Consider the following 21607-nt stretch of genomic DNA (forward strand, 5'->3'; position numbering starts at 1 on the left):
CGGACGCACGGCCCGCGGAGGGCCGAGAAGAGGGTGACGATGACCGACGCACGGGGATCGGACAGCCGGATCGGCGAGACGAACGCCCGGCGTGCACCCGGCACACCCTGCTGGGTGAGTCTGATGGTGCACGGACCGGCCGCCACCCACGACTTCTACGGCGCCCTGTTCGGCTGGGAGTTCCGGCCGGGACCCCAGCAACTGGGCCCGTACGCGCGGGCCCTGCTCGACGGGCGGGAGGTGGCCGGCATCGGGCAGCTGCCCCCGGACCGGCAACTGCCCACGGCCTGGACGCCCTACTTCGCCTCCGACGACGTCAACCGGACGGCCGAATCGGTGCGCCTGTGCGGCGGCACGGTCGGCGTCGGTCCGCTGGACGCGGGTGAGGCGGGCCGCATGGCCCTCGGCTCAGACCCCGCCGGCGCGGTCATCGGCGTCTGGCAGGCCGCCGCACACCTGGGCACGGCCGTCGCCGGGGTACCGGGCACACCGGCGTGGAACGAGCTGCTGACCTACGAGACGGCGAGTGTCGCCAAGTTCTACGAGACCGTCTTCGGCTTCGAGCCGGCCCCGGAGGCCTCCGCCGACCGCGACTACGTCACCCTGCGTCTCGGCGGCCACCCCGTCGCCGGCATCCACGGCGTCGGCGAGGACCTGCCGCGCGACCGGGGGCCGCACTGGATGACGTACTTCGAGGTGGCCGACACGGACGAGTCCGTCACGCGCCTCGTCGACCTGGGCGGACACGTGCTCGCCCCGGCCCGCGACACGCCCCACGGCCGGGTGGCGACGGTGGCGGATCCGGAAGGGGCCCGGTTCGCACTGCTCACGGTACGGCGATGACGGATTGCCTCACGAAAGCGGCAATGCCCTGGACGCTCAGTAGTCCCAGACGGTCGGAACGAAACGGAAGGCGTTGCCGACGGCGGCCACATGGCAGACGGACGGGAACGGCAGGTGAGTGGCCATCAGGTGCTCGCCGCTCGCCGCCATCTCCTTCAGGAGACGGATCCGGACCCGAGCCGATTCCTCGGGGTCGTGTTCGAAACCGTTGAACCAGCCGGGCTGGTCGAACCCGCACTGGAACACGGCATCGCCGGCGAACGTCAGCCGTTCCCCGCGCGATTCCAGACGGATGATGCTGTGGCCGGGGGTGTGACCGCCGGTGCGCTTGATCAGCACGCCCGGTGCCACCTCGTGCTCCGTCTCGAAGGGACGCAACTGGCCGCGGTACACGTCCAGGAACCGTGAGGCGGTCGTCCGAAGCGTCTCGGGCACCTGTGCCGGCATGGCGGTGCGGGAGAAGTCGGGCGCCTGCCAGAACTCGGCTTCGGCGGCCGCCAGATGGACCCGCAGGTCCGTACTCAGCCGCCCCCTCAGGCCCTCGACGAGCAGCCCGCCGATGTGGTCCATGTGCAGGTGGGTGAGAACCACGTCGGTCACGGACGCGGGATCGATCCCGGCGGCGTCCAGCCTCATGGCCAACTGCCCGGCCCGGGGGAAGCCCGGGAACTCCGTACCCAGCCCGGAATCGACGAGGATGGTCCGGTTCCCGCTGCGCACCACGGCCACGTTCAGCGGGTAGTCGATCACCTCGGGCGGCAGGAAGTTGTCACTGAGCCAGGCCGACAGCTCGGCCCGGTCCGCGTTGGTGGCCAGTGTCGCGGGGTTGATCGGCAGTACCCCGTCGCTGATCACCGTCACGTCGATGTCGCCGACCTTCAGCGCGTAACGCGACGGAACCGGCTCGTCGAGCCGCGGTGCGCCGGGGTGTGCGACGTTGGTCTGGTTCATGTTGTTGTCCTCCTGGAGAGCGTCGACCCAAGTCGTCGACGGGGCGACGAGGTCGCTCCGTCCCACTCACTCCAAGACCGGACAGGCCGGCCATTTGTGACGGCCCCTCAGCATTTTCAGGCCGGAGTCACAGGCAGGACGTCGGGAGACAGCGCCGCCGCCCGCGCCGTCGCGCTGGTCATACGTCTGCGGTGGTGGCGTCGGCACAGCACCTCGTAGCCGATCTCGTCGGGGGACTGGGCGACGTCGCCGACGACCACCTGTGCGCCCTCGACGACCATGACGCCGCCCACGGTGCGCGCGTTGTGCGTGGCGCGGGCACCGCACCAGCACAGGGCCTCGACCTGGAGCACCTCGACCCGGTCGGCGAGTTCCACCAGGCGCTGGGAGCCGGGGAAGAGCTTGGAGCGGAAGTCGGTGGTGATGCCGAAGGCGTACACGTCGACGTCGAGGTCGTCGACGACGCGCGCGAGCTGGTCGATCTGGCCCGGCGCGAGGAACTGCGCCTCGTCCGCGATCACGTAGTCCACCCGGCCGCCCTGCGAGAGGTGGTCGACGACGTGGGCGTACAGGTCCTGGCCGTCCCCGACCTCGACCGCGTCGGTGACCAGGCCGAGGCGGGAGGAGAGCTTGCCCTCGCCAGCGCGGTCGTCGCGGGTGAAGATCATGCCGGCCAGTCCGCGCGCCGACCGGTTGTGCTCGATCTGGAGAGCCAGTGTCGACTTCCCGCAGTCCATCGTTCCGGAGAAGAACACCAGCTCGGGCATGAGGGGTTGGGCACCTTTCGGCGGAGGACGGGCTTGCGGGGTCAGGAGCGTACTTCGAGCAGGGGGACGAGTTGCTCTGCGGGGGTCATCGACCCGTGGTTGCCGACCATCGCCGACTCCTTGGGCTCACGCTCGGAGGCGATGAGCAGGACGTCGTCGCGCGCCGCGGCGACCACGTCGCCGATGCGGCCGTACACCCGGTCGTCGATGCGGGGGCCGAACCAGCCCGCCGCGATCGCCTCGTCCCGCGAGGCCACCCAGAACTGCTCGCCCAGCACCTCGCGCCAGCAGGTCAGCACGTCGTTCCGCGCGCCCGGGACCGCGTAGACGTGGCGGGCGCGGCCCTCGCCGCCGAGGAGGGCGACGCCCGCCTTCAGCTCCCAGTCCTCGTCGAAGTCGATGCGGTGGTCCTCGTCGAAGGGCACGTCGACCATGCCGTGGTCGGCGGTGACGTACAGGGCGCTGCGCGGCGGCAGCTGCTCGGCGAGGCGCTGGACGAGCCGGTCGACGTGGCCGAGCTGACCGCGCCAGGTGTCGGAGTCGACGCCGAAACGGTGGCCGGCACCGTCGACCTCGGCGTAGTACGTGTAGACCAGGGCGCGGTCGGCGCGGGCCAGCTGCTCGGCGGCGCAGTCCATCCGGTCCTCGCCGGACAGGCGTCCGTGGAACTCGCCGCCGCTCAGCGCGACCTTGGTCAGCGGGGTGTTGGCGAAGGTGGGTGAGGAGACCTGGGCGGCGTGCACTCCCGCCTCGTGGGCGAGGCCGAAGACGGTGGGGTACGGCTGCCAGGGGCCCGGGGCGGTCCAGGGCTGCCAGCGCAGCTGGTTCATCAGCGCGCCGGTGTCGGGATTGCGCACGGTGTAGCCGGGCAGGCCGTGGGCTCCCGGCGGCAGGCCGGTACCGACGGAGGCGAGGGAGGTCGCCGTGGTCGCCGGGTAGCCGGCGGTGATCGGGCGCCCGGTGCCGCCGCGCGAGCTGTCCAGCAGCGAGCTGAGGAAGGGGGCGTCGTCCGGGTGGGCGCGCAGCTGCTCCCAGCCGAGGCCGTCGATCAGGAAGACGCAGTTGCGGTCGGCCGGGGTCAGCTCGGTGATGCCCGCGGTCATGCCGGGGACGCCGAGCCCGGCGGCCAGGGTGGGCAGCAGGTCGGCGAGGGAGCCCGTGCCGTACTCGGGCACGGGGGCGGAGTCGACGGGGAGCGGTTCCGGGTGGGTGTCCCAGGCGGTGTGCTGCACCATCAGCGGGCGGAGTCCGCGGTCGCCTCGGACAGGGCCTGGGCGAAGGCGAGTGCCTGGCGCACCGTCTCGGGGCCGTCGCCGGCCTCGCTGACGCGCAGGCTGAGGTCGTCGGCCGTGGAGCTGCCCGTGTAGCCGTGGTCGGCCTCGCAGTTGGGGTCGCCGCAGGCGGCGGGCTCCAGGTCGAGGCGGGAGACGGCGCCCCAGCCGATGGTCAGCACGATCTCGCGGGGCAGCGTGCCCGGCTTGTACTGCTCCGGGTTGGCGACGACGCGGCTGACGACGATGGACGAGATCCGGCCGAGCTTGACGGACTCCGTGGACGTCGTGGCGTACGGCGTGGGTGAGGTGTCGTCGGCGGCCTGCTCGTCGGTGTGGCTGACGATGAAGCGGTTGCCGGTGAGCACCAGCACGGTCACGTGCCGGCGCACCTCGTTCTGGTCGAACGTCGTCTCCTGGTGGACCAGGTACGACCGCACGGGCTCGCCGCCCACGGCGGCCTCCACCGCCTCGGCCACGAGGGCCGGGTAGTAGCCGCTGCGCTCGATCGCCGCTCGCAGCCCCTGGGTCGTCGTACTGGTCTTGGCCATGTCGTCCATCCTACGGGGACCCACTGACTGCGAGGGACGCTCCCGCGGGTACCCGTCCCGGGCCACGCTCGGGCCGCGCTCGGGCCGTCGCCGGGCCGCGGCGGGTCAGTACGCCGGCAGGGTCCGCGGTCCCAGGTCGTCGCGGGCGGGCGGGGGTGCGAGGCGGACGGAGGCGCCGAGGACACTCAGGCCGTGCGGGGCGACCACGACCGGTTCCAGGGTGACCGCGACGACCTCCGGGTGGTCGTCGACCAGCCGCGAGACCCGCAGCAGCAGCTCCTCCAGGGCGGCGGCGTCGACGGGGGCCGAGCCGCGCCAGCCGAAGAGGAGGGGCGCCGTGCGGATCGAACGGATGAGCGAGGTGGCGTCCCGGTCGGTGACCGGAATCAGCCGGTGCGCCATGTCGCCGAGCAGCTGTGTGGCGGCGCCGGCGAGGCCGAAGGAGAGCACCGCGCCGGCCGCCGGGTCGATGACCGCCCGCACGACGGTGTCGACGCCGCGCGGGGCCATGCCCTGCACCACCGGGCGCAGCTCCGCGGGCTTTCCGAACAGCTCCGTCAATTCGGCGTAGGCCCGGCGCAGTTGCTCCTCGTCCGCGAGGTCGAGGCGGACGCCGCCCAGGTCGGCGCGGTGACGCAGGTGAGGGGCGGTGGCCTTGAGGGCCACGGGGTAGCCGAGGGTCCGCGCGGCGGCCACGGCGTCGTCGGGGCTGGGCGCGGGCAGGGCGCGGTGGACGTGGACGCCGTACCTGCCGAGCAGCTCGCAGGTCTCCTGGGCGCCGAGGGTGAGCCCCTGCCCGCGCGCGAGGTACCCCGCTATCTGCTGGGCGGCGCCCTTCTCGTCGATGTCCTCGTACTCGGGCACCTTGCCGGGCTCGGCGGCCTCGCGCCGCCACTGGGCGTAGGCGACGGCCTCGCCGAGGGCGCGGACGGCGCGCTCGGCGGCCGGGTAGGCGGGGATCAGGTGGGCGCCTTCCGGGGCCCGGACGGCGGGCGGCTGCTGGGCCGGGGCGGCGGGCACGGCCTCCCCGGCGGGGCCCGGGCCGGCCTGGGGGGCGGTGCTCGCCGCCGCCGACAGGGCCTCCGCCAGGCCTCCGAGCTCCACGTGGACCACGAGGACCGGTTTGGTGGGAACCGCGGCCGCCGCCGAGCGCAGGGCCTCCGCCAGCGCGGAGTCCCCTGCCGCCCCCTCCCCCACCGTCGGGATGGCGGTGACGACGACCGCGTCGCACGTGTCGTCGGCCAGGGCCCGGGACAGGGCCGCGTGGAAGTCGTCGGCCGAGGCGGCCGTCGTCAGGTCCAGCGGGGGCTGGGGGCGCAGGTCCTCGGAGAGGCACGCGTCGTACGTGAGCAGTCCCAGGGACTCCGAGTTGCCCAGGATGGCCACCCTCGGGCCGGCCGGCAGCGGCTGGCGGGCGAGGAGCAGCCCCGCGTCGACCAGGTCGGTGATGGTGTCGACCCGGATCACGCCGGCCTGCCGCAGCAGTGCGGAGACCGTCGCGTGCGGCAGCCGTGTCGCCCGTACGGCGTGTCCCTGCGGCGCGACACCCCCGTGCCGGGCGCCCTGCACCACGACCAGGGGCTTGGCGGCCGCGGTCCGCCGGGCCAGCCGGGTGAACTTGCGGGGGTTGCCGATGGACTCCAGGTACATCAGCGCGACGTCGGTCTCCGGGTCGTCGTACCAGTACTGGAGGACGTCGTTGCCGGAGACGTCGGCGCGGTTGCCGGAGGAGACGAAGGTGGAGACGCCGGTGTGGCCGGTGACCCCGCCGCCGCGCCGGTGCAGCCGGGAGAGCAGGGCGATGCCGATGGCGCCGGACTGCGCGAACAGGCCGATCCGGCCGGGGCGCGGCATCTCGGGGGCGAGGGAGGCGTTGAGGCGCACGTCCGGGGAGGTGTTGATGATCCCGAAGGCGTTGGGTCCGATGATCCGCATGCCGTACGAGCGCGCCTGACGCACCAGGGCGCGCTGGCGTTCGCGTCCCTCGGGACCGCTGTCGGCGTAACCGGCGGAGATCACCACGAGTCCCTGCACGCCGTGCTCGCCGCACTCGGTGACGACGCCGGGGACGTGCGCGGCGGGCACGGTGACGACGGCCAGGTCGACATGCCCCTCGATGTCGCGCACGGAGCGGCACGCCGGGACGCCGTCGAGTTCCTTCTGCTCCTCGGGGAAGGCACTGTTCACGGCGTAGAGGCGACCCGGGTAGCCCGCGTCCCGGATGTTGCCGAGGATGCTGCGGCCGACGCCCCCGGGTGTGCGGCCGGTGCCGACGACCGCGACCGAGCCGGGCTGCAGCAGCCGCTGGACGGACCGGGCCTCCGCGCGGTGCTCGCGCGCGTACTGCACGGCGAGCGAGCGGTCGGTGGGTTCGAGGCCGAACTCCAGGCGGACCACACCGTCCTCGAAGCTCCGCTTCTGGGTGTACCCGGCGTCCATGAAGACTTTGATCATCTTGTTGTTGGCGGGCAGCACCTCGGCGGCGAAGCGGCGGATGCCCCGCTCGCGGGCGACGGCGGCGATGTGCTCCAGGAGCGCGGAGGCGACGCCGCGCCCCTGGTGGGCGTCCTGGACGAGGAAGGCGACCTCGGCCTCGTCGGCCGGTGCCGAGGCGGCCGTCCCGCCGGTGCCGATGCGGTCGTAGCGTACGGTGGCGATGAACTCGCCGCCGATGGTGGCCGCGAGTCCCACCCGGTCCACAAAGTCGTGGTGCGTGAAGCGGTGGACGTCCTTGGCGGACAGGCGAGGGTACGGCGCGAAGAAGCGGTAGTACTTCGACTCGTCGGAGACCTGCTCGTAGAAGCTGACCAGGCGCTCGGCGTCATCAACGGTGATGGGGCGGACGCGCGCGGTGCCGCCGTCGCGCAGCACCACGTCGGCTTCCCAGTGGGCGGGGTACTCGTGCCGGTCCGACGAGGTCTGCATGGGCCCCAGACTACGGCTCGCGTCGGACAACGGCGCGGGGCAGTCTGTGGAGGACGGGAAGCTCGGACCGAGGCCGCGGTCCGAGGACCACGCGGGGCGGCCCACGCGGTCGTCCCGGCTTGCTTCACGATGTGGGAAACTGGTCTAGACAACATGGTCTAGACAACTTCAACGCCTCTGAACACCTGAAGGGCAGCATCACATGGCTGAGCGCCGCGTCAACGTCGGCTGGGCCGAGGGCCTCCACGCCCGCCCCGCCTCCATCTTCGTCCGAGCCGCCACGGCCACAGGCGTCCCGGTGACGATCGCCAAGGCCGACGGGTCCCCCGTCAACGCGGCCTCCATGCTGGCCGTCCTCGGCCTCGGCGCCCAGGGCGGCGAGGAGATCGTCCTCGCCTCCGACGCCGAGGGCGCGGAGGCCGCCCTGGACCGGCTGGCGAAGCTGGTCTCCGAGGGGCTCGAGGAGCTTCCCGAGACCGTCTGACTCCGCCGGACGGCAACACCGAAAGGCCCGCCGGGACCGCCCGGCGGGCCTTTCGCCATTTCTCCCGCTTTCGGTGCACCCGCCCGTCCGTCCTGTTTCCCGGCAGGAGAAAAATCCCGGTTTCCGCGCAGAGGAAATACCGTCAGCAATTCCCCGTCCTTTTGTACGGCAACTGCATTACCACTGCGGGCTCGCCGTGTTTACGGGGTGTTGCGCATTCCTCACACGCTCCGTCCGCCCGCCGCCGGAAACAAAGCGCAGCCGGTGTGCGGAGGCCGACCGCTCGATGTGCAGGGCCATGAGCGCCCGCGCGCGATCCCCGTCGCCCCGGGCCACCGCGTCGGTGATCGCGCCGCGCTCCGCCCAGTACTCCACCGGCCCGGCCGGGGCCTCCACGACGTACATCCAGGCGATCTTGTGGCGGAGCTGGGTCAGCAGGGCGGTCAGGGAGGGGCTGTCGGCGGCCCGGGCGAGGGTCTCGTGGAACCAGCCGCCCAGCGAGCGCAGTTCCTCGCCGGTGCCGCGTCCGGCGCGCTCCTGTCCCAGCCTGACCAGGCCGCGCAACACCTTGAGGTGCGCCTCGGTGCGTCGCCGGGCGGCCCGGGAGGCGCCGAGCGGCTCCAGGAGCGCACGGGTCTCGAGCAGGTCGGCGGCCTCCCGCTCGGTCGGTTCCGCGACGCACGCGCCCGCGTGCCGCCGGGTCACCACGAAACCCTCGGCCTCCAGCGTGCGCAGGGCCTCGCGGACGGGGACGCGGGAGACGCCGTAGCGGCGGGCGAGGATTTCCTCGGTGAGCCGGCTCCCGCGGCCGTGGACGCCCGCGACGATGTCGTCCCGGATCGCCGTGCACACCGAATGCGCCGGAATACGCATGACCGACCTCCCCTTGACCCCCGTGAAACGTCGACGATTGACGCGTGTTGAGCGACCCCGGGCCAATCAAGCGATATTAAATGCGAAAAGCCCCGGCTCGGGAAGCCGGGGCTTTCGGACGCCGTCGTCGGTCAGACGTTCACGCCGTGGGAGCGGAGGTAGGCGACGGGGTCCATGTCCGAGCCGTACTCGGGGCTGGTGCGGGCCTCGAAGTGCAGGTGGGGTCCGGTGACGTTGCCGGTGGCGCCGGAGAGGCCGATCTGCCGGCCGGGCTCGACCGACTCGCCGACCGAGACGCCGATGGACGACAGATGCCCGTACTGCGTGTACGTGCCGTCGTGCATCTTGATCACGACCTGGTTGCCGTACGCCCCGCCCCAGCCGGCCTCGACGACGGTGCCGACGCCGACCGCGTGCACCGTCGTGCCGCTGGAGGCGTGGAAGTCGATGCCGGTGTGGCTGCCGGAGGACCACAGGGAGCTGCCGGCCTGGTACGCGGTGGAGACGTAGGAGGCGGTGATCGGCGCGACGAAGGTGTTGAGACGCTTGCGCTCCGCCTCCCGCGCGGCGCGCTCCTTGGCCTCGCGCGCCTCCTTGGCCGCCTCGGCCGCCCGCTCGCGGGCCGCTTCCCTGGCCGCCTCGCGGGCGGCGGCGTCCACCGCGGCCTGCTTCTGGGCGACGGCCTGGGCGTCGATCTCGTCGGCTACGGAGTCGCCGATGGTGACGACCGGGGTGAGACCGCTCTGCTCCACCTCGGGCTCGGCGGCGAGCGCCGGAGCAGCGAGGGAGCCGACGACGCCGGTGGTCGCGAGGGCCGCGACTCCCGCCGCGCGGGCGGTGGTGCGGTGCACCCGGCCGGTACGGCGGTGCTTCCCGGTGGCGCGCGTGAACGCCATGTAGAGGCTTGTCCTTTCCTTCCCTCTCGCCTACCGGGTTAGCTGACGGGTTCGGAGGTGGAAGGTCTCCTACGGGCCCCCTCGCGGTGCGCGCGGGCGTCCGATTCACCCCAGGGACTGCGGTGGGTCCCCGGCTCCCCTGGCTCGCGCCGTACGGGGACTCGGCGATGACTGTCCGGTGCCGCGGATGCGGCGCACTGCGTGACGAACAGCCCGGAAGACGCTAAGCGCGGCTGCGTTCAATCCTCAAACGCAACAAGCTTTTTGTAGCGCACGCCACAGGGCAGACGGGCAGCCACTGCCCCAATCCGGACAAACGGCGGCCCTGGTGACACTCCGGTCACCAGGGCCGTCACACGCGTGTGCCGCTACTCGGCGGCCACCACGGTGACTTCACCGATACCGAGGGCCTCGACGGGCTCCCTGATCTGCGCCGCGTCTCCGACGAGGACCGTCACGAGGCGGTCCACCGGGAAGGCGTTCACGACCGCGGCCGTGGCCTCCACGGTGCCCGTGGCGGCCAGTTGCCGGTAGAGCGTCGCCTGGAAGTCGTCGGACAGGTGCTGCTCGACCTGGTCGGCCAGTGTGCTCGCCACGGCCGCCGCCGTCTCGTACTTGAGCGGCGCCACGCCCACCAGGTTCTGCACGGCCACGTCGCGCTCGGCGTCGGTCAGCCCCTCTGCGGCGAGCTTGCGCAGCACCGTCCACAGGTCGTCCAGGGCGGGACCGGTGTTGGGGGTGTCGACGGAGCCGCTGATGGCGAGCATCGCGGCGCCGGTGCCGTCCGGCGCGGAACGCAGGACCTGGCCGAACGCCCGTACGCCGTAGGTGTAGCCCTTCTCCTCGCGCAGGACGCGGTCCAGGCGCGAGGTGAGGGTGCCGCCGAGGCAGTAGGTGCCGAGCACCTGCGCGGGCCAGACGCGGTCGTGCCGGTCGGCGCCGGTGCGGCCGATCAGCAGCTGCGTCTGGACGGCGCCGGGACGGTCGACGATGACGACCCGGCCCCGGTCGTCCGCGGTCACCGGGGGCACCGGGCGCGGCTCGGCGGCCGAGCCGGTCCACGCGCCCAAGGTGTCGCCGAGCAGCGCGTCGAGGTCGACGCCGGTGAGGTCGCCGACGACCACGGCGGTGGCCGTGGCGGGGCGCACGTGCCGCTCGTAGAAGGCGCGTACGGCCGCCGCGTCGACGGCCGCGACCGTCTCCTCGGTGCCCTGGCGCGGGCGCGACATGCGGGAGTCGGCCGGGAACAGCTCCTTGGAGAGTTCCTTGGCCGCGCGGCGAGCCGGGTTGGCCAGCTCGTGCGGGATCTCGTCGAGCCGGTTGCGCACCAGCCGTTCGACCTCGCCGTCCGCGAACGCGGGCGCCCTGAGGGCGTCGGCGAACAGGCCGAGTGCCCTGGCGAGGCGGGAGGCGGGCACCTCCAGGCTCAGCCGGACGCCGGGGTGGTCGGCGTGCGCGTCCAGGGTGGCGCCGCAGCGCTCCAGCTCGGCGGCGAAGTCCTCGGCGGAGTGCTTGTCGGTGCCCTCCGAGAAGGCGCGCGCCATGATGGTGGCGACGCCGTCGAGACCGGCCGGCTCGGCGTCCAGGGGGGCGTCGAGGAGCACCTCGACGGCGACGACCTGCTGGCCGGGGCGGTGGCAGCGCAGCACGGTGAGGCCGTTGCCGAGGCTGCCGCGCTCGGGGGCGGGGAAGGCCCAGGGCTTGGGCTCGCCGGCCTGCGGCCGGGCGTGGAATTCCATCGTGGCGAGCTCGGTCACTTGGCCGCCTCCTCGTTCTCGTCGGTGGCGCCGGCGTCGGTCGTGTCGGCGTCGGTCTCGTCGGCCGGGGCGGTGGGCTCGTAGACGAGCACCGCGCGGTTGTCGGGACGCAGGCGGGCCTTGGCGACCTCCTGGACCTCCTCCGCGGTCACCTCGAGCACCCGCCGCACGGCGGTGAGGGCGAGCTGCGGGTCGCCGAACAGCACGGCGTACCGGCACAGTTCGTCGGCGCGGCCGGCGACCGTGCCCAGGCGGTCCAGCCACTCGCGCTCCAGCTGGGCCTGGGCGCGCTCCATCTCCTCGGCCGTGGGTCCCTCCTCGGCGAAGCGGGCCAGCTCCTCGTCGACGGCGGCCTCGATGACCGGCACCTCGACGTCGCCGGACGTCTTCACGTCCAGCCACCCCAGGGAGGGCGCTCCGGCGAGCCGCAGCAGGCCGAACCCGGCGGCGACGGCCGTGCGGTCGCGGCGGACCAGCCGGTTGTACAGGCGGGACGACTCGCCGCCGCCCAGCACGGTCAGGGCGAGGTCGGCCGCGTCGCACGCGCGCGTGCCGTCCTCCGGCAGCCGGTACGCCGCCATCAGGGCGCGGGCGGGAACCTCCTCCTCGACGACCTCCCGCAGCTGCCCGCCCATGACGTCGGGCAGCGATCCGTCCCGCGGCGGCTGCTTGCCGTCGTGCGAGGCGATGGAGCCGAAGTACTTCTCGATCCAGGCGAGGGTCTGCTCGGGGTCGATGTCGCCGACGACCGACAGCACCGCGTTGTTCGGCGCGTAGTAGGTGCGGAAGAACGCGCGCGCGTCCTCCAGGGTCGCCGCGTCCAGGTCGGCCATCGAACCGATCGGCGTGTGGTGGTAGGGGTGGCCCTCCGGGTAGGCGAGGGCGGTCAGCTTCTCGAAGGCCGTCCCGTAGGGGACGTTGTCGTAGCGCTGACGGCGTTCGTTCTTGACGACGTCCCGCTGGTTCTCCATGGACTCCTCGTCCAGGGCGGCCAGCAGGGAGCCCATGCGGTCCGCCTCCAGCCAGAGGGCGAGCTCCAGCTGGTGGGCGGGCATGGTCTCGAAGTAGTTGGTCCGCTCGAAGCTGGTGGTGCCGTTGAGCGAGCCGCCGGCGCCCTGCACCAGCTCGAAGTGGCCGTTGCCCTCGACCTGGGCGGAGCCCTGGAACATGAGGTGCTCGAAAAGGTGAGCCAGGCCGGTGCGCCCCTTGACCTCGTGGCGCGAGCCGACGTCGTACCAGAGGCACACCGCCGCGACCGGGGTCAGGTGGTCCTCGGAGAGCACCACGCGCAGGCCGTTGGCCAGGCGGTGCTCGGTCGCTGTCAGGCCGCCGGAGCCTGCCTGGGCTGTGGCCGTGTGACCCATGGGCATGTACGTCCCTTCGATCGCGAAGAATCTGGTGGCGTCACTGGGTGAACCACCGGGTGGAATCAGCGGGCGGAACTGCGGAATTCCGCCGATCCTGCCACTGTATGCAAGCGTGCGGGACACCGGTGGAGTTCCCGTGCCCCGTACGCCGAGAGCGAGAACGCGGTTGACGGGCCGCCGGGGACGACTGCGCGGACGACGCCCCGGGACAAGGGCGTACCCTGCGGGCAGCGCCGGGCCGGCAGCCCCGTGACGGGTCCTGGTCGGTCGCTGTCAGTGCCGCAGTCCACAATGGACGGCGTCAGATCACCGTTCACGCTTCAGCAAGGAGCCGGCAGCGATGGCCCGCCGTAGTACGAAGACCCCGCCGCCCGACGACTCGTACGAGGAGAAGATCCTCGACATCGACGTCGTCGACGAGATGCAGGGCTCCTTCCTCGAGTACGCGTACTCGGTCATCTATTCCCGTGCGCTGCCGGACGCCCGCGACGGCCTCAAGCCGGTGCACCGCCGCATCGTCTACCAGATGAACGAGATGGGCCTGCGGCCCGAGCGCGGCTACGTGAAGTGCGCCCGCGTCGTCGGCGAGGTCATGGGCAAGCTGCACCCGCACGGCGACGCGTCCATCTACGACGCGCTGGTCCGCATGGCGCAGCCGTTCTCGATGCGCGTGCCCCTGGTGGACGGCCACGGCAACTTCGGCTCGCTGGGCAACGACGACCCGCCGGCCGCCATGCGGTACACCGAGAGCCGGATGGCCGAGGCCGCCGGCCTGATGACGGAGTCGATCGACGAGGACACCGTCGATTTCGCCCCCAACTACGACGGTCAGGAGCAGGAGCCGGTGGCGCTGCCCGCCGCCTTCCCGAACCTGCTGGTCAACGGCGCCTCGGGCATCGCGGTCGGCATGGCCACCAACATGCCGCCGCACAACCTGCGCGAGGTGATCGCGGCGGCCCGGCATCTGATCCGGCACCCGAACGCCGACCTGGACGCGCTGATGAAGCACGTGCCGGGCCCCGACCTGCCCACCGGCGGCCGCATCGTCGGTCTGCCCGGCATCCGGGACGCGTACGAGACGGGGCGGGGCACGTTCAAGATCCGCGCGACGGTCTCCGTGGAGACGGTGACGGCCCGCCGCAAGGGTCTCGTCGTCACCGAGCTGCCCTTCGCGGTCGGCCCGGAGAAGGTCATCTCGAAGATCAAGGACCTGGTCGGCTCGAAGAAGCTCCAGGGCATCGCGGACGTCAAGGACCTCACCGACCGCGAGCACGGGCTGCGCCTGGTCATCGAGATCAAGAACGGCTTCGTGCCCGAGGCGGTCCTGGAGCAGCTCTACAAGCTGACGGCCATGGAGGAGTCCTTCGGCATCAACAACGTCGCCCTGGTGGACGGCCAGCCGCTCACCCTGGGCCTCAAGGAGCTGCTGGAGGTCTACCTCGACCACCGCTTCACCGTCGTCAGACGCCGCAGCGAGTTCCGCCGCAGCAAGAAGCGCGACCGGCTGCACCTGGTGGAGGGCCTGCTCACCGCCCTGGTCGACATCGACGAGGTCATCCGTCTCATCCGCTCCAGCGAGAACTCCGCGCAGGCCAAGCAGCGGCTGATGGAGCGCTTCGCGCTGAGCGACGTCCAGACGCAGTACATCCTGGACACGCCGCTGCGCCGGCTCACCAAGTACGACCGCATCGAGCTGGAGTCCGAGAAGGAGCGGCTGAACGCGGAGATCGAGGAGCTGACCCGGATCCTCGACTCGGACGCGGAGCTGCGCAAGCTGGTCTCGACCGAACTGGCCGCGGTGGCGAAGAAGTTCGGCACCGACCGGCGTACGACGCTGCTGGAGTCGGGCGGTACCCCGGTCGCCGCCGTGCCGCTCCAGGTGGCGGACGACCCGTGCCGGGTGCTGTTGTCCTCGACGGGCCTGCTGGCCCGCACCGCGAACGACGAGCCCCTGGTCACGGAGGCCGGGGCCAAGCGGGTCAAGCACGACCTGATCGTCTCGGCCGTGCCGGCCACGGCGCGCGGCGAGGTGGGCGTGGTGACCTCCGCCGGGCGGCTGCTGCGGGTGAACGTCGTGGACCTGCCCCAGCTCCCCGAGACCATGCCGGCGCCGAACCTCGCGGGCGGCGCGCCGCTGGCGGAGTTCGTGTCCCTGGAGGACGACGAGGACGTCGTCTGCCTGATCACGCTCGACGAGTCCTCGCCGGGGCTGGCGATCGGCACGGAACAGGGCGTCGTCAAGCGGGTGGTGCCCGACTACCCGTCCAACAAGGACGAGCTGGAGGTCATCACTCTCAAGGAGGGCGACCGCATCGTCGGCGGCGCCGAGTTGCGCACCGGTGACGAGGACCTCGTCTTCATCACGGACGACGCGCAGTTGCTGCGTTACCAGGCCTCGCAGGTCCGCCCGCAGGGCCGTCCGGCGGGTGGTGTGGCGGGCGTCAAGCTCGCCGACGGCGCCAAGGTCGTCTCGTTCACGGCGGTGGATCCGGCGGTGGACGCGGTGGTCTTCACGGTGGCCGGATCGCGCGGCACGCTGGACGACTCCGTGCAGACCACGGCCAAGTTGACGCCGTTCGACCAGTATCCGCGCAAGGGGCGCGCCACCGGCGGTGTGCGCTGCCAGCGGTTCCTGAAGGGCGAGGACTGCCTGGCCTTCGCCTGGGCGGGTGCCGTCCCGGCGCTCGCGGCGCAGAAGAACGGCACGCCCGCCCAGCTCCCGGACATCGACCCGCGTCGCGACGGCTCGGGCGTGTCGCTGCCGAAGACGGTGGCGGTGGTGGCGGGTCCGGTCTAGGAGTCCTCGACCGGGCTGCCGGCTTCGCCGTCGGGGTCCTCGCCGTCGGGTGCGTAGCGCAGGACGCCCCACATGCCGTGCTCGTCGGCGGGTGGGGCGTCGGCGTCCCGGCGGCACGCGTCGAGTTCTTCGCCGAGGGCCACCGCGTCGATGCCGGAGCCGATGAGGACGAGCTGGGTGCGGCGGACCTCGGTGTCCTCGGCGGACGCCCAGGGCTCCGGGTAGAAGCGCAGGAAGCGTCCGACGGCGTGGACGGCGTAGCGGTTCCGCGTGTCGTACGGGCCGAAGTCGACGTATCCCTTGATCCGGTACAGGCCGTCGGGCCGGCTGTCGAGGAAGCGCATGAGCCGGCGCGGGTCGAGCGGGAGGCCGGAGACGAACGACAGGGTGTCGTAGGCGGCGTGCAGGTGCCCGGAGTGTGCGCCGTCCCCGGTGTGGTCGTGCAGGTCGTCGAAGGACAACTGCCCCACCCGCTCCTCGCTGGGCCGGCAGTCGTAGAGGAACTCGGGGTCGATGCGGCCGTAGACGGCGGGCACGACGGCCGCGCCGTCGACGAGCGAGTGCACGAGGGCCGGCACGCGCTCGGTGTCGGGGACCCGGTCGGTCTTGTTGACCACGACCAGATCGGCGAGGGCCAGGTGCCGGTCGATCTCGGGGTGCCTGGCGCGGGTGTCGTCGAACTCGGCGGCGTCGACGACCTCGACGAGCCCGCCGTACACGATCCCCGGCTGTTCGCTGGCGAGCAGCATGCGCACCAGTTCCTGCGGTTCGGCCAGGCCGCTGGCCTCGATGACGATGACGTCGATGCCGGCCTCGGGCCGCGCCAGCCGCTCCAGGTACCCGTCGAGTTCACTCGCGTCGACGGCGCAGCACAGGCATCCGTTGCCCAGCGAGACGGTGGAGTCGCCGAGGGCGCCCGCGACGGCCATCGCGTCGATCTCGATCGAGCCGAAGTCGTTGACGACGGCGCCGATACGGCTGCCTCCGCTGCGGTGGAGGAGGTGGTTGAGGAGGGTGGTTTTTCCGGAGCCGAGGAATCCGGCGAGTACGACGACCGGGATCTGCTGCGGAGTCGGGCGCTGCCCCACCATGCGACCTCTCTCTGACCCACGCGTACGCCGGCCCGCGGCAGGCGTACGTCCACGTACGGAATTGCCTGCTCAGGATACGAGCCGGCGGAGTACCCGCGGAGTGAACGATTGTTAGCAGCACTTGGTGGGCAGACGTTTTGCATGGCGCCGGACCGTGCGACCCTCGCTTCCCTCCGTGCGCCTCCTCTCCGCCTCCCCGTCGATCAGCGCCGCTCGGCACCCTGGAGGCGGCAGCACCACCCATCGCTCGCCGGTCCCCGTCAGCCGACCCGCACTCGACGACCGGCGGGCGGTCGCCTGATTCGGGGGTTGACATGGTCACACGGAAAAGTGTCACGGGGAGGTTCGGCTCCGTCGCGGCCGGGATGCTGGCGGCCGCGCGGCAGCGGCGACTGGACAGGGCCCGTCCGAACGAGCGGCAACTGCGGCTGGAGGAGTCGGCGATCCGACGCGAGGCACTGCGGCACCAGCAGCGCATGCACTGGGAGTTGCTGACCAGGGCGATCGACGACCCTTCGCTGGCCGAGGTCATCGACACGTACGACAAGAGCATCCCGGCCGCGCGGCGCCGTCAGTTCCTCTACGCCAACGCCTGGTACACCTACCTGTACCACTGCCACCGAGCGGGCCTGCTGGACCGGGAGGAGCTGTACCGGATCCTGCGCGAGTTCTTCCAGAGCCCCGTCTTCCGGGAGTACTGGGACGCGTCCGAGCACATGCGCGCCTCCCTCAACGAGGCGTCCGAGGAAGCCTTGCTGGGCCGCATGGTCGACGGCCTCGTCCAGGACCTCGACGAGGCCGACACCGATGAATGGTGGGTCGTGGGGACCCCGCCGACGGACTGACCGACGGACCACCGGACCGACGGCGAGTGCCGCAGACTCGGCCGGTCAGGTCAACGCGCTCCGGAACCCGCGACACGACGGAGTGAGTTTCGGCCATCTCGTCACGTGTACCTCATGAACACCAGTACCGTGTGCTCGCCATCACTCTGGAGACTCATAAGGACCGGTACCTTTGAAGATCGTGCGCCGCATCGGTGTGCCTCCCAGCGCCCGGGGCAGTAACTCGGGGTCCACCTGCCCCGACCTGTTCGAAATGAGCGACGGCAACTTCGCCGTCATCGGCACCGAGGCCACCGAGGCGCTGGAGCGTGAGCTGCCCGCCGATGCCGCCCGGGCCGACTACGAACGCATCGTGGTCATCAGCCGGGAGACCCTCATCCGGGCCAAGGCGGACATCCCCGACGCCTGACGTCCCCCGTGTCCTTGGCCCCACCCGCCGCCGACCGCGCACGGACCCACCACCGGCGAGCAACCCGGCACCCCGTCCTTGCTCGACATCCCACCGACCAGGCCTGGCGCCCGAACGGCACCAGGCCGCTCGTGTTCCTCAGGCCACCGCCGGTACACCGACCGGCGCTCCCGGCCCCACATACCGTGCCGCCGGCCGGATGATCTTCGAGTCGGCCGCCTGCTCCAGGATGTTCGCGCTCCAGCCCACCACCCGTGCCGCCGCGAAGGTGGGCGTGAACATCTCGCGGGGCAGACCGCACAGTTCCATGACCACGCCCGCGTAGAACTCGACGTTGGTGTGCAGTTCCCGGCCCGGCTTCAGCTCCGCGAGGATCGCCTCGACCTGCCGCTCCACCTCGACGGCGAACTCCACCCGTGGGCCGCCGAACCGCTGCGCCACCTCCCGGAGCATCCGCGAGCGCGGGTCCTCCGTGCGGTAGACCGCGTGACCGAAACCCATGATGCGGTCGCCGGCGAGCACGCGCTCGCGGATCCACCCGTCGATGCGGTCGGGCGTGCCGATCGCGTCCAGGGTGTCCAGCGCCCGGCTGGGCGCGCCGCCGTGCAGCGGGCCGGACAGCGCCGACACCGCGCCGGCCAGGCAGGCCGCGACGTCCGCACCCGTCGAGGCGATGACGCGCGCGGTGAACGTCGACGCGTTGAACCCGTGATCAATGGTGGAGATCAGGTACTGCTCGACCGCGCGCGTGCGCCCCTGGTCCGGCTCCTCACCGGTCACCATGTACAGGTAGTTCGCCGCGTACGACAGGTCCTCGCGCGGCTCCACCGGCTCGAGCCCCTGCCCCAGCCGGTACAGCGCGGTGAGCAGAGTCGGTACGGCCGCGGCGGCCACCAGGGTGTCCTGCCGGCGCCGGTCGGCCGACAGGTCGTACACGGGCTCGAAGCCACGTGCCGCGCCGAGCAGGGACAGACCCGTGCGCATCCCGGCGAGCGGGCCGGAGCGCCCACCGGCCGCGGCGACGGCGGGCAGTGCCGCGCGCACCGCGTCGGGGAGCCGCCGCAGCGCCGCGGTCTCGGCGGCGAAGGCGGCGCCACGTCGCGCGTCCGGGAGTTCCCCGTGGACCAGGAGATGCCAGACGTCCTCGAAGGTGCGGCTCTGTGCGAGCTCGACGGCCGAGTACTGGCGGTAGTGGTAGAAGCCCTCGGTGCCGCGCACGTCGCCGACCTCGGTGTCGGCCACCACGACACCGGCGAGCCCGCGCGGCACCTCGACGGGCGCCGCGGGAGCTGCGGTTCTGTTGACGGACATGATTACCTCCTAGAACTTGACTTAACTGTCCATACTTGACTTGCAATCTGTCAATATTGATTGAGTCAATGCATCATCACTTCATGACTCAACGGCAACCGTCTCCGATCGGTACGGTGACCTCATGCGTGATCAAGAGCCCGGCCGCCCCGCCGGCAACGAGCGGCGTCTGACCACCCGGGAGGCGGCCGAACTCCTCGGGGTGAAGCCCGAGACCGTGTACGCGTACGTCAGCCGCGGCCAGCTCGGCAGCCGGCGCACACCCGGTGGCCGGGGCAGCACCTTCGACGCCGACGAGGTCCGGGCCCTCGCCAGGCGCAACCGCCGCGACGGCGTCACCTCCGCGGCGTCGGCCGCCGGCCAGGAGCTGACCGTGCGCACCCGCCTCACGCTCATCGAGAGCGACCGGTACTACTACCGGGGCGTCGACGCGGTGGAACTGGCCGCACGTCACACCTACGAGGAGGTGGCCGAGTGGCTCTGGACCGGGCAGCCGCGTCCCGGCGCCGCCTTCTCGGCCCCGGAGTCCTCCGTGGCCGCCGCGCGCAGGGCCGTCGACGCCCTGCCCGAACACGCCGGCCCCGCCGACCGGCTCCGGGTGGCGGCGATCGCCGCGGCGGTCACGGACCCGCTCCGCTTCGACCTGTCCGAGGAAGCGGTGCTGGGCACGGCCCGCGTCCTCATCCCCACCCTCGTGGCCGCGCTGCCATCCGTACTGCGCGACGGGGACGACCGGGCCCCGATCGCCCACCGCCTGTGGACCCGGCTCAGCGGCCGAGAGGCGGACGAACCGACCCTGCGCGCCCTCGACACGGCGCTCTGCCTCCTCGTCGACCACGATCTGGCGGCCTCCACGCTCGCCGTGCGCGTCGCCGCGTCGGCGCGGGCACACGCCTACGCCGCCGTGTCCGCCGGGCTCGGCGTGATCGAGGGACCGCTGCACGGCGCCGCCGGAGGACTCGCGCACCGGATGCTGCTGGAGGTTCTCGACCTGGGCAGCGCGGCGCCGGTGGTCGCGGAGGAGCTGCGGGCCGGCCGGCGCATCCCGGGACTCGGCCACCGGCTCTACCCCGGTGAGGACCCACGCGCGCGTGCCCTGTTCGCGCTCCTGGAGGACATCCCCCGGGCGGCGCCCGCGCTCGCGGCGGCCAGGGACATCCAGGCCACCGCCGCCCGCCACACCCCGCTGAACGCCAACGTCGACCTCGCGCTCGCCGTGCTCACCGCCTCGTCCGGCATGGTGCCCACCGCGGCCGAGACGATCTTCGCCGTGGCGCGTACGGCGGGCTGGATCGCGCATGCCCTGGAGGAGTACGGGGAGCGCCCCCTGCGGATGCGGCCGAGCGGGCTGTACTGCGGTCCCAAGCCGCCACGCCCCCTACCGGAGTAGCGTCCAGGCGCGGCTGGAAGTCACCGCGGCCCAAGTCAGGTTAGGCTCACCTCTGTGAGTACGTGCTCAACCGTCTCCTGGGACCTCGACGAGCCCCTTTCCGGCACCGCACCCGTCGCGCGGACCTGGTTGCTGCTCGAACAGCCCGGCCCCTGGGGCGCCAAGGCGCTCACCGCGAGCCACCTGGACCCCGCGCTGGGCCGTGCCCTCGACGCGGCGACGAAGGGGACGGGCGTACGCGTCGCGCTCATCCGCCGCCCCGGGCGCCACGCGGACCGGGGCACGCCCGCCGAACGCCGGGTGTACGCGGCCCACACCGTGCCGGGGAACGTGTGGCTGCACGGCGCCGCGATCGAGGATCCCCGCCGGCTGCTCGACCTCGATCTCGCGGCACTCGGCCGGGGCGACCACCACGCCTTCGACTCGGTGCTGGACGGCGGACCCCACCGGGGCGATCCCTTCGCGCTCGTCTGCACCAACGGCAAGCGGGACCGGTGCTGCGCGCTCCTCGGCAGGCCGCTGGCGGCCGAAGTCGCCGCCTCCGGAGCCGACGGCGTCTGGGAAGTCACCCACCTGGGAGGCCACCGTTTCTCGCCGACCGTGCTGGTCCTGCCGCACGGCTACGTCTACGGCCGGGTCCAGGCGCACGCCGTCAAGGAGATCCTGCACCGGGCCCAGGAGGGCCGGGTCGTCGTGGAGGGCTGTCGTGGGAACTCCGCCTGGGAGCGCCCCGGCCAGGCGGCCGAGCTGGCCCTGCGCTCGGCCGTCGCCGAGGACGGGGCCCAGGCACTGACGGTCGTACGGACGGACGGCGCCGCACCGCGCTGGGAGGTGACCCTGGCCCACACGGACGGCCGGCACTGGCGGGTCACCGTCGTACAGGGAGCCTCGGCGCCACCGCGACCGGAGAGCTGCGGAGCGTCGGTACTGGGCTCGCCGGCGCGGATGGAGGTCACGGCGGTGCGCGCACTGCCGGTGCCGGCGACGGCACTGGCGAGCTGACGCCGGAGGATCGACCAGCGCGCCCGCCGGGGAGATACACGCCACACCCGGCTCCGGCCGGCCACCGGCCCCACGTA

General features: G+C 72.4%; 18 protein-coding genes and 1 riboswitch. Of the genes, 7 read left to right on the top strand and 11 right to left on the bottom strand.

All coding sequences use genetic code 11. The features are described 5' to 3' along the window. The first annotated feature begins 39 nt into the window (after positions 1-39). Entirely contained in the window at positions 40-843 is an 804-nt protein-coding gene (locus ACIQFU_RS29910) for a VOC family protein (protein WP_402555606.1), read from the top strand. Between the two features lie 36 nt (positions 844-879). Here the strand turns inward: ACIQFU_RS29910 and ACIQFU_RS29915 are convergent, their stop codons facing one another. The 5 genes from ACIQFU_RS29915 to ACIQFU_RS29935 all read right to left on the bottom strand — a co-directional run bounded on the left by ACIQFU_RS29915 (position 880) and on the right by ACIQFU_RS29935 (position 7308). Beyond that, entirely contained in the window at positions 880-1794 is a 915-nt protein-coding gene (locus ACIQFU_RS29915; protein ID WP_402555607.1) for an MBL fold metallo-hydrolase, read from the bottom strand. 116 nt (positions 1795-1910) lie between these two features. Next, entirely contained in the window at positions 1911-2561 is a 651-nt protein-coding gene (locus ACIQFU_RS29920) for a thymidine kinase (RefSeq protein WP_402555608.1), read from the bottom strand. 41 nt (positions 2562-2602) lie between these two features. Then, a complete protein-coding gene (locus ACIQFU_RS29925; RefSeq protein ID WP_402555610.1) occupies positions 2603-3796 on the bottom strand; it encodes an alkaline phosphatase family protein in 1194 nt (397 codons plus the stop codon). Next, entirely contained in the window at positions 3796-4392 is a 597-nt protein-coding gene (locus ACIQFU_RS29930; protein WP_402555612.1) for a DUF5998 family protein, read from the bottom strand. The genes ACIQFU_RS29925 and ACIQFU_RS29930 overlap by 1 nt, the downstream gene beginning before the upstream one ends. Positions 4393-4488: 96 nt before the next feature. After that, positions 4489-7308: a GNAT family N-acetyltransferase gene (locus ACIQFU_RS29935; RefSeq protein WP_402555614.1), complete on the bottom strand. Its 2820-nt coding sequence runs from the start codon at positions 7306-7308 to the stop codon at positions 4489-4491. A 202-nt stretch (positions 7309-7510) separates the two neighbouring features. Here ACIQFU_RS29935 and ACIQFU_RS29940 point away from each other — a divergent pair, with 202 nt between their 5' ends. Further along, entirely contained in the window at positions 7511-7792 is a 282-nt protein-coding gene (locus ACIQFU_RS29940; protein WP_402555615.1) for an HPr family phosphocarrier protein, read from the top strand. Positions 7793-7969: 177 nt separating this feature from the next. Here the strand turns inward: ACIQFU_RS29940 and ACIQFU_RS29945 are convergent, their stop codons facing one another. From ACIQFU_RS29945 to ACIQFU_RS29960, 4 genes are all read right to left on the bottom strand, one after another. Continuing rightward, positions 7970-8665 carry a GntR family transcriptional regulator gene (locus tag ACIQFU_RS29945; protein ID WP_402555617.1) on the bottom strand — a complete coding sequence of 232 codons (696 nt, stop codon included), beginning with the start codon at positions 8663-8665 and terminating at the stop codon, positions 7970-7972. A 131-nt stretch (positions 8666-8796) separates the two neighbouring features. Next, positions 8797-9561, bottom strand: coding sequence for a M23 family metallopeptidase (locus ACIQFU_RS29950; protein WP_402555619.1), 765 nt, complete (start codon positions 9559-9561; stop codon positions 8797-8799). A gap of 12 nt (positions 9562-9573) precedes the next feature. Next, a riboswitch (cyclic di-AMP (ydaO/yuaA leader) is annotated at positions 9574-9738 on the bottom strand. Positions 9739-9929: 191 nt separating this feature from the next. Next, positions 9930-11318, bottom strand: a complete 1389-nt coding sequence (locus tag ACIQFU_RS29955) for a M16 family metallopeptidase (protein WP_402555621.1) — start codon at positions 11316-11318, stop codon at positions 9930-9932. Then, positions 11315-12688, bottom strand: a complete 1374-nt coding sequence (locus ACIQFU_RS29960) for a M16 family metallopeptidase (RefSeq protein ID WP_402555623.1) — start codon at positions 12686-12688, stop codon at positions 11315-11317. Before ACIQFU_RS29960 ends, ACIQFU_RS29955 begins: the two co-directional genes overlap by 4 nt. A 337-nt stretch (positions 12689-13025) precedes the next feature. Here ACIQFU_RS29960 and ACIQFU_RS29965 point away from each other — a divergent pair, with 337 nt between their 5' ends. Then, entirely contained in the window at positions 13026-15482 is a 2457-nt protein-coding gene (locus ACIQFU_RS29965) for a DNA topoisomerase (ATP-hydrolyzing) subunit A (RefSeq protein WP_402555624.1), read from the top strand. Here ACIQFU_RS29965 and ACIQFU_RS29970 read toward each other — a convergent pair. After that, positions 15479-16573, bottom strand: coding sequence for a CobW family GTP-binding protein (locus ACIQFU_RS29970; RefSeq protein ID WP_402555626.1), 1095 nt, complete (start codon positions 16571-16573; stop codon positions 15479-15481). The two genes, ACIQFU_RS29965 and ACIQFU_RS29970, sit on opposite strands and share 4 nt — an antisense overlap. A gap of 314 nt (positions 16574-16887) precedes the next feature. On the opposite strand from ACIQFU_RS29970, the gene ACIQFU_RS29975 reads away from it, so the two are divergent. Next, positions 16888-17418 (top strand): DUF6082 family protein, encoded by a 531-nt coding sequence (locus tag ACIQFU_RS29975; protein WP_402555628.1) that lies wholly within the window; start codon positions 16888-16890, stop codon positions 17416-17418. A 172-nt stretch (positions 17419-17590) separates the two neighbouring features. Further along, the gene (locus ACIQFU_RS29980) at positions 17591-17827 is read left to right on the top strand and encodes a hypothetical protein (RefSeq protein ID WP_402555629.1); all 237 of its coding nucleotides are present in this window, start codon (positions 17591-17593) and stop codon (positions 17825-17827) included. A 138-nt stretch (positions 17828-17965) separates the two neighbouring features. On the opposite strand, the gene ACIQFU_RS29985 is transcribed toward ACIQFU_RS29980, so the two are convergent. Continuing rightward, the gene (locus tag ACIQFU_RS29985; protein ID WP_402555630.1) at positions 17966-19138 is read right to left on the bottom strand and encodes a citrate synthase/methylcitrate synthase; all 1173 of its coding nucleotides are present in this window, start codon (positions 19136-19138) and stop codon (positions 17966-17968) included. Positions 19139-19262: 124 nt separating this feature from the next. Here ACIQFU_RS29985 and ACIQFU_RS29990 point away from each other — a divergent pair, with 124 nt between their 5' ends. Further along, positions 19263-20528, top strand: coding sequence for a citrate/2-methylcitrate synthase (locus ACIQFU_RS29990; RefSeq protein ID WP_402555632.1), 1266 nt, complete (start codon positions 19263-19265; stop codon positions 20526-20528). A 54-nt stretch (positions 20529-20582) separates the two neighbouring features. After that, positions 20583-21530, top strand: a complete 948-nt coding sequence (locus tag ACIQFU_RS29995; protein ID WP_402555633.1) for a sucrase ferredoxin — start codon at positions 20583-20585, stop codon at positions 21528-21530. Positions 21531-21607: the final 77 nt, after the last annotated feature.

The organism is Streptomyces sp. NPDC093065, from assembly GCF_044754585.1.
Taxonomy (GTDB): Bacteria; Actinomycetota; Actinomycetes; order Streptomycetales; family Streptomycetaceae; genus Streptomyces.

Bases quoted from the DNA above. Each gene is read 5' to 3' on its own strand.
- ACIQFU_RS29990 (WP_402555632.1), top strand. From the start codon at position 19,263: ATGCGTGATCAAGAGCCCGGCCGCCCCGCCGGCAACGAGCGGCGTCTG.
- ACIQFU_RS29940 (WP_402555615.1), top strand. From the start codon at position 7,511: ATGGCTGAGCGCCGCGTCAACGTCGGCTGGGCCGAGGGCCTCCACGCC.
- ACIQFU_RS29985 (WP_402555630.1), bottom strand. From the start codon at position 19,138: ATGTCCGTCAACAGAACCGCAGCTCCCGCGGCGCCCGTCGAGGTGCCG.
- ACIQFU_RS29910 (WP_402555606.1), top strand. From the start codon at position 40: ATGACCGACGCACGGGGATCGGACAGCCGGATCGGCGAGACGAACGCC.
- ACIQFU_RS29965 (WP_402555624.1), top strand. From the start codon at position 13,026: ATGGCCCGCCGTAGTACGAAGACCCCGCCGCCCGACGACTCGTACGAG.
- ACIQFU_RS29920 (WP_402555608.1), bottom strand. From the start codon at position 2,561: ATGCCCGAGCTGGTGTTCTTCTCCGGAACGATGGACTGCGGGAAGTCG.
- ACIQFU_RS29950 (WP_402555619.1), bottom strand. From the start codon at position 9,561: ATGGCGTTCACGCGCGCCACCGGGAAGCACCGCCGTACCGGCCGGGTG.
- ACIQFU_RS29975 (WP_402555628.1), top strand. From the start codon at position 16,888: ATGGTCACACGGAAAAGTGTCACGGGGAGGTTCGGCTCCGTCGCGGCC.
- ACIQFU_RS29970 (WP_402555626.1), bottom strand. From the start codon at position 16,573: ATGGTGGGGCAGCGCCCGACTCCGCAGCAGATCCCGGTCGTCGTACTC.
- ACIQFU_RS29915 (WP_402555607.1), bottom strand. From the start codon at position 1,794: ATGAACCAGACCAACGTCGCACACCCCGGCGCACCGCGGCTCGACGAG.
- ACIQFU_RS29925 (WP_402555610.1), bottom strand. From the start codon at position 3,796: ATGGTGCAGCACACCGCCTGGGACACCCACCCGGAACCGCTCCCCGTC.
- ACIQFU_RS29930 (WP_402555612.1), bottom strand. From the start codon at position 4,392: ATGGACGACATGGCCAAGACCAGTACGACGACCCAGGGGCTGCGAGCG.
- ACIQFU_RS29945 (WP_402555617.1), bottom strand. From the start codon at position 8,665: ATGCGTATTCCGGCGCATTCGGTGTGCACGGCGATCCGGGACGACATC.
- ACIQFU_RS29960 (WP_402555623.1), bottom strand. From the start codon at position 12,688: ATGCCCATGGGTCACACGGCCACAGCCCAGGCAGGCTCCGGCGGCCTG.
- ACIQFU_RS29935 (WP_402555614.1), bottom strand. From the start codon at position 7,308: ATGCAGACCTCGTCGGACCGGCACGAGTACCCCGCCCACTGGGAAGCC.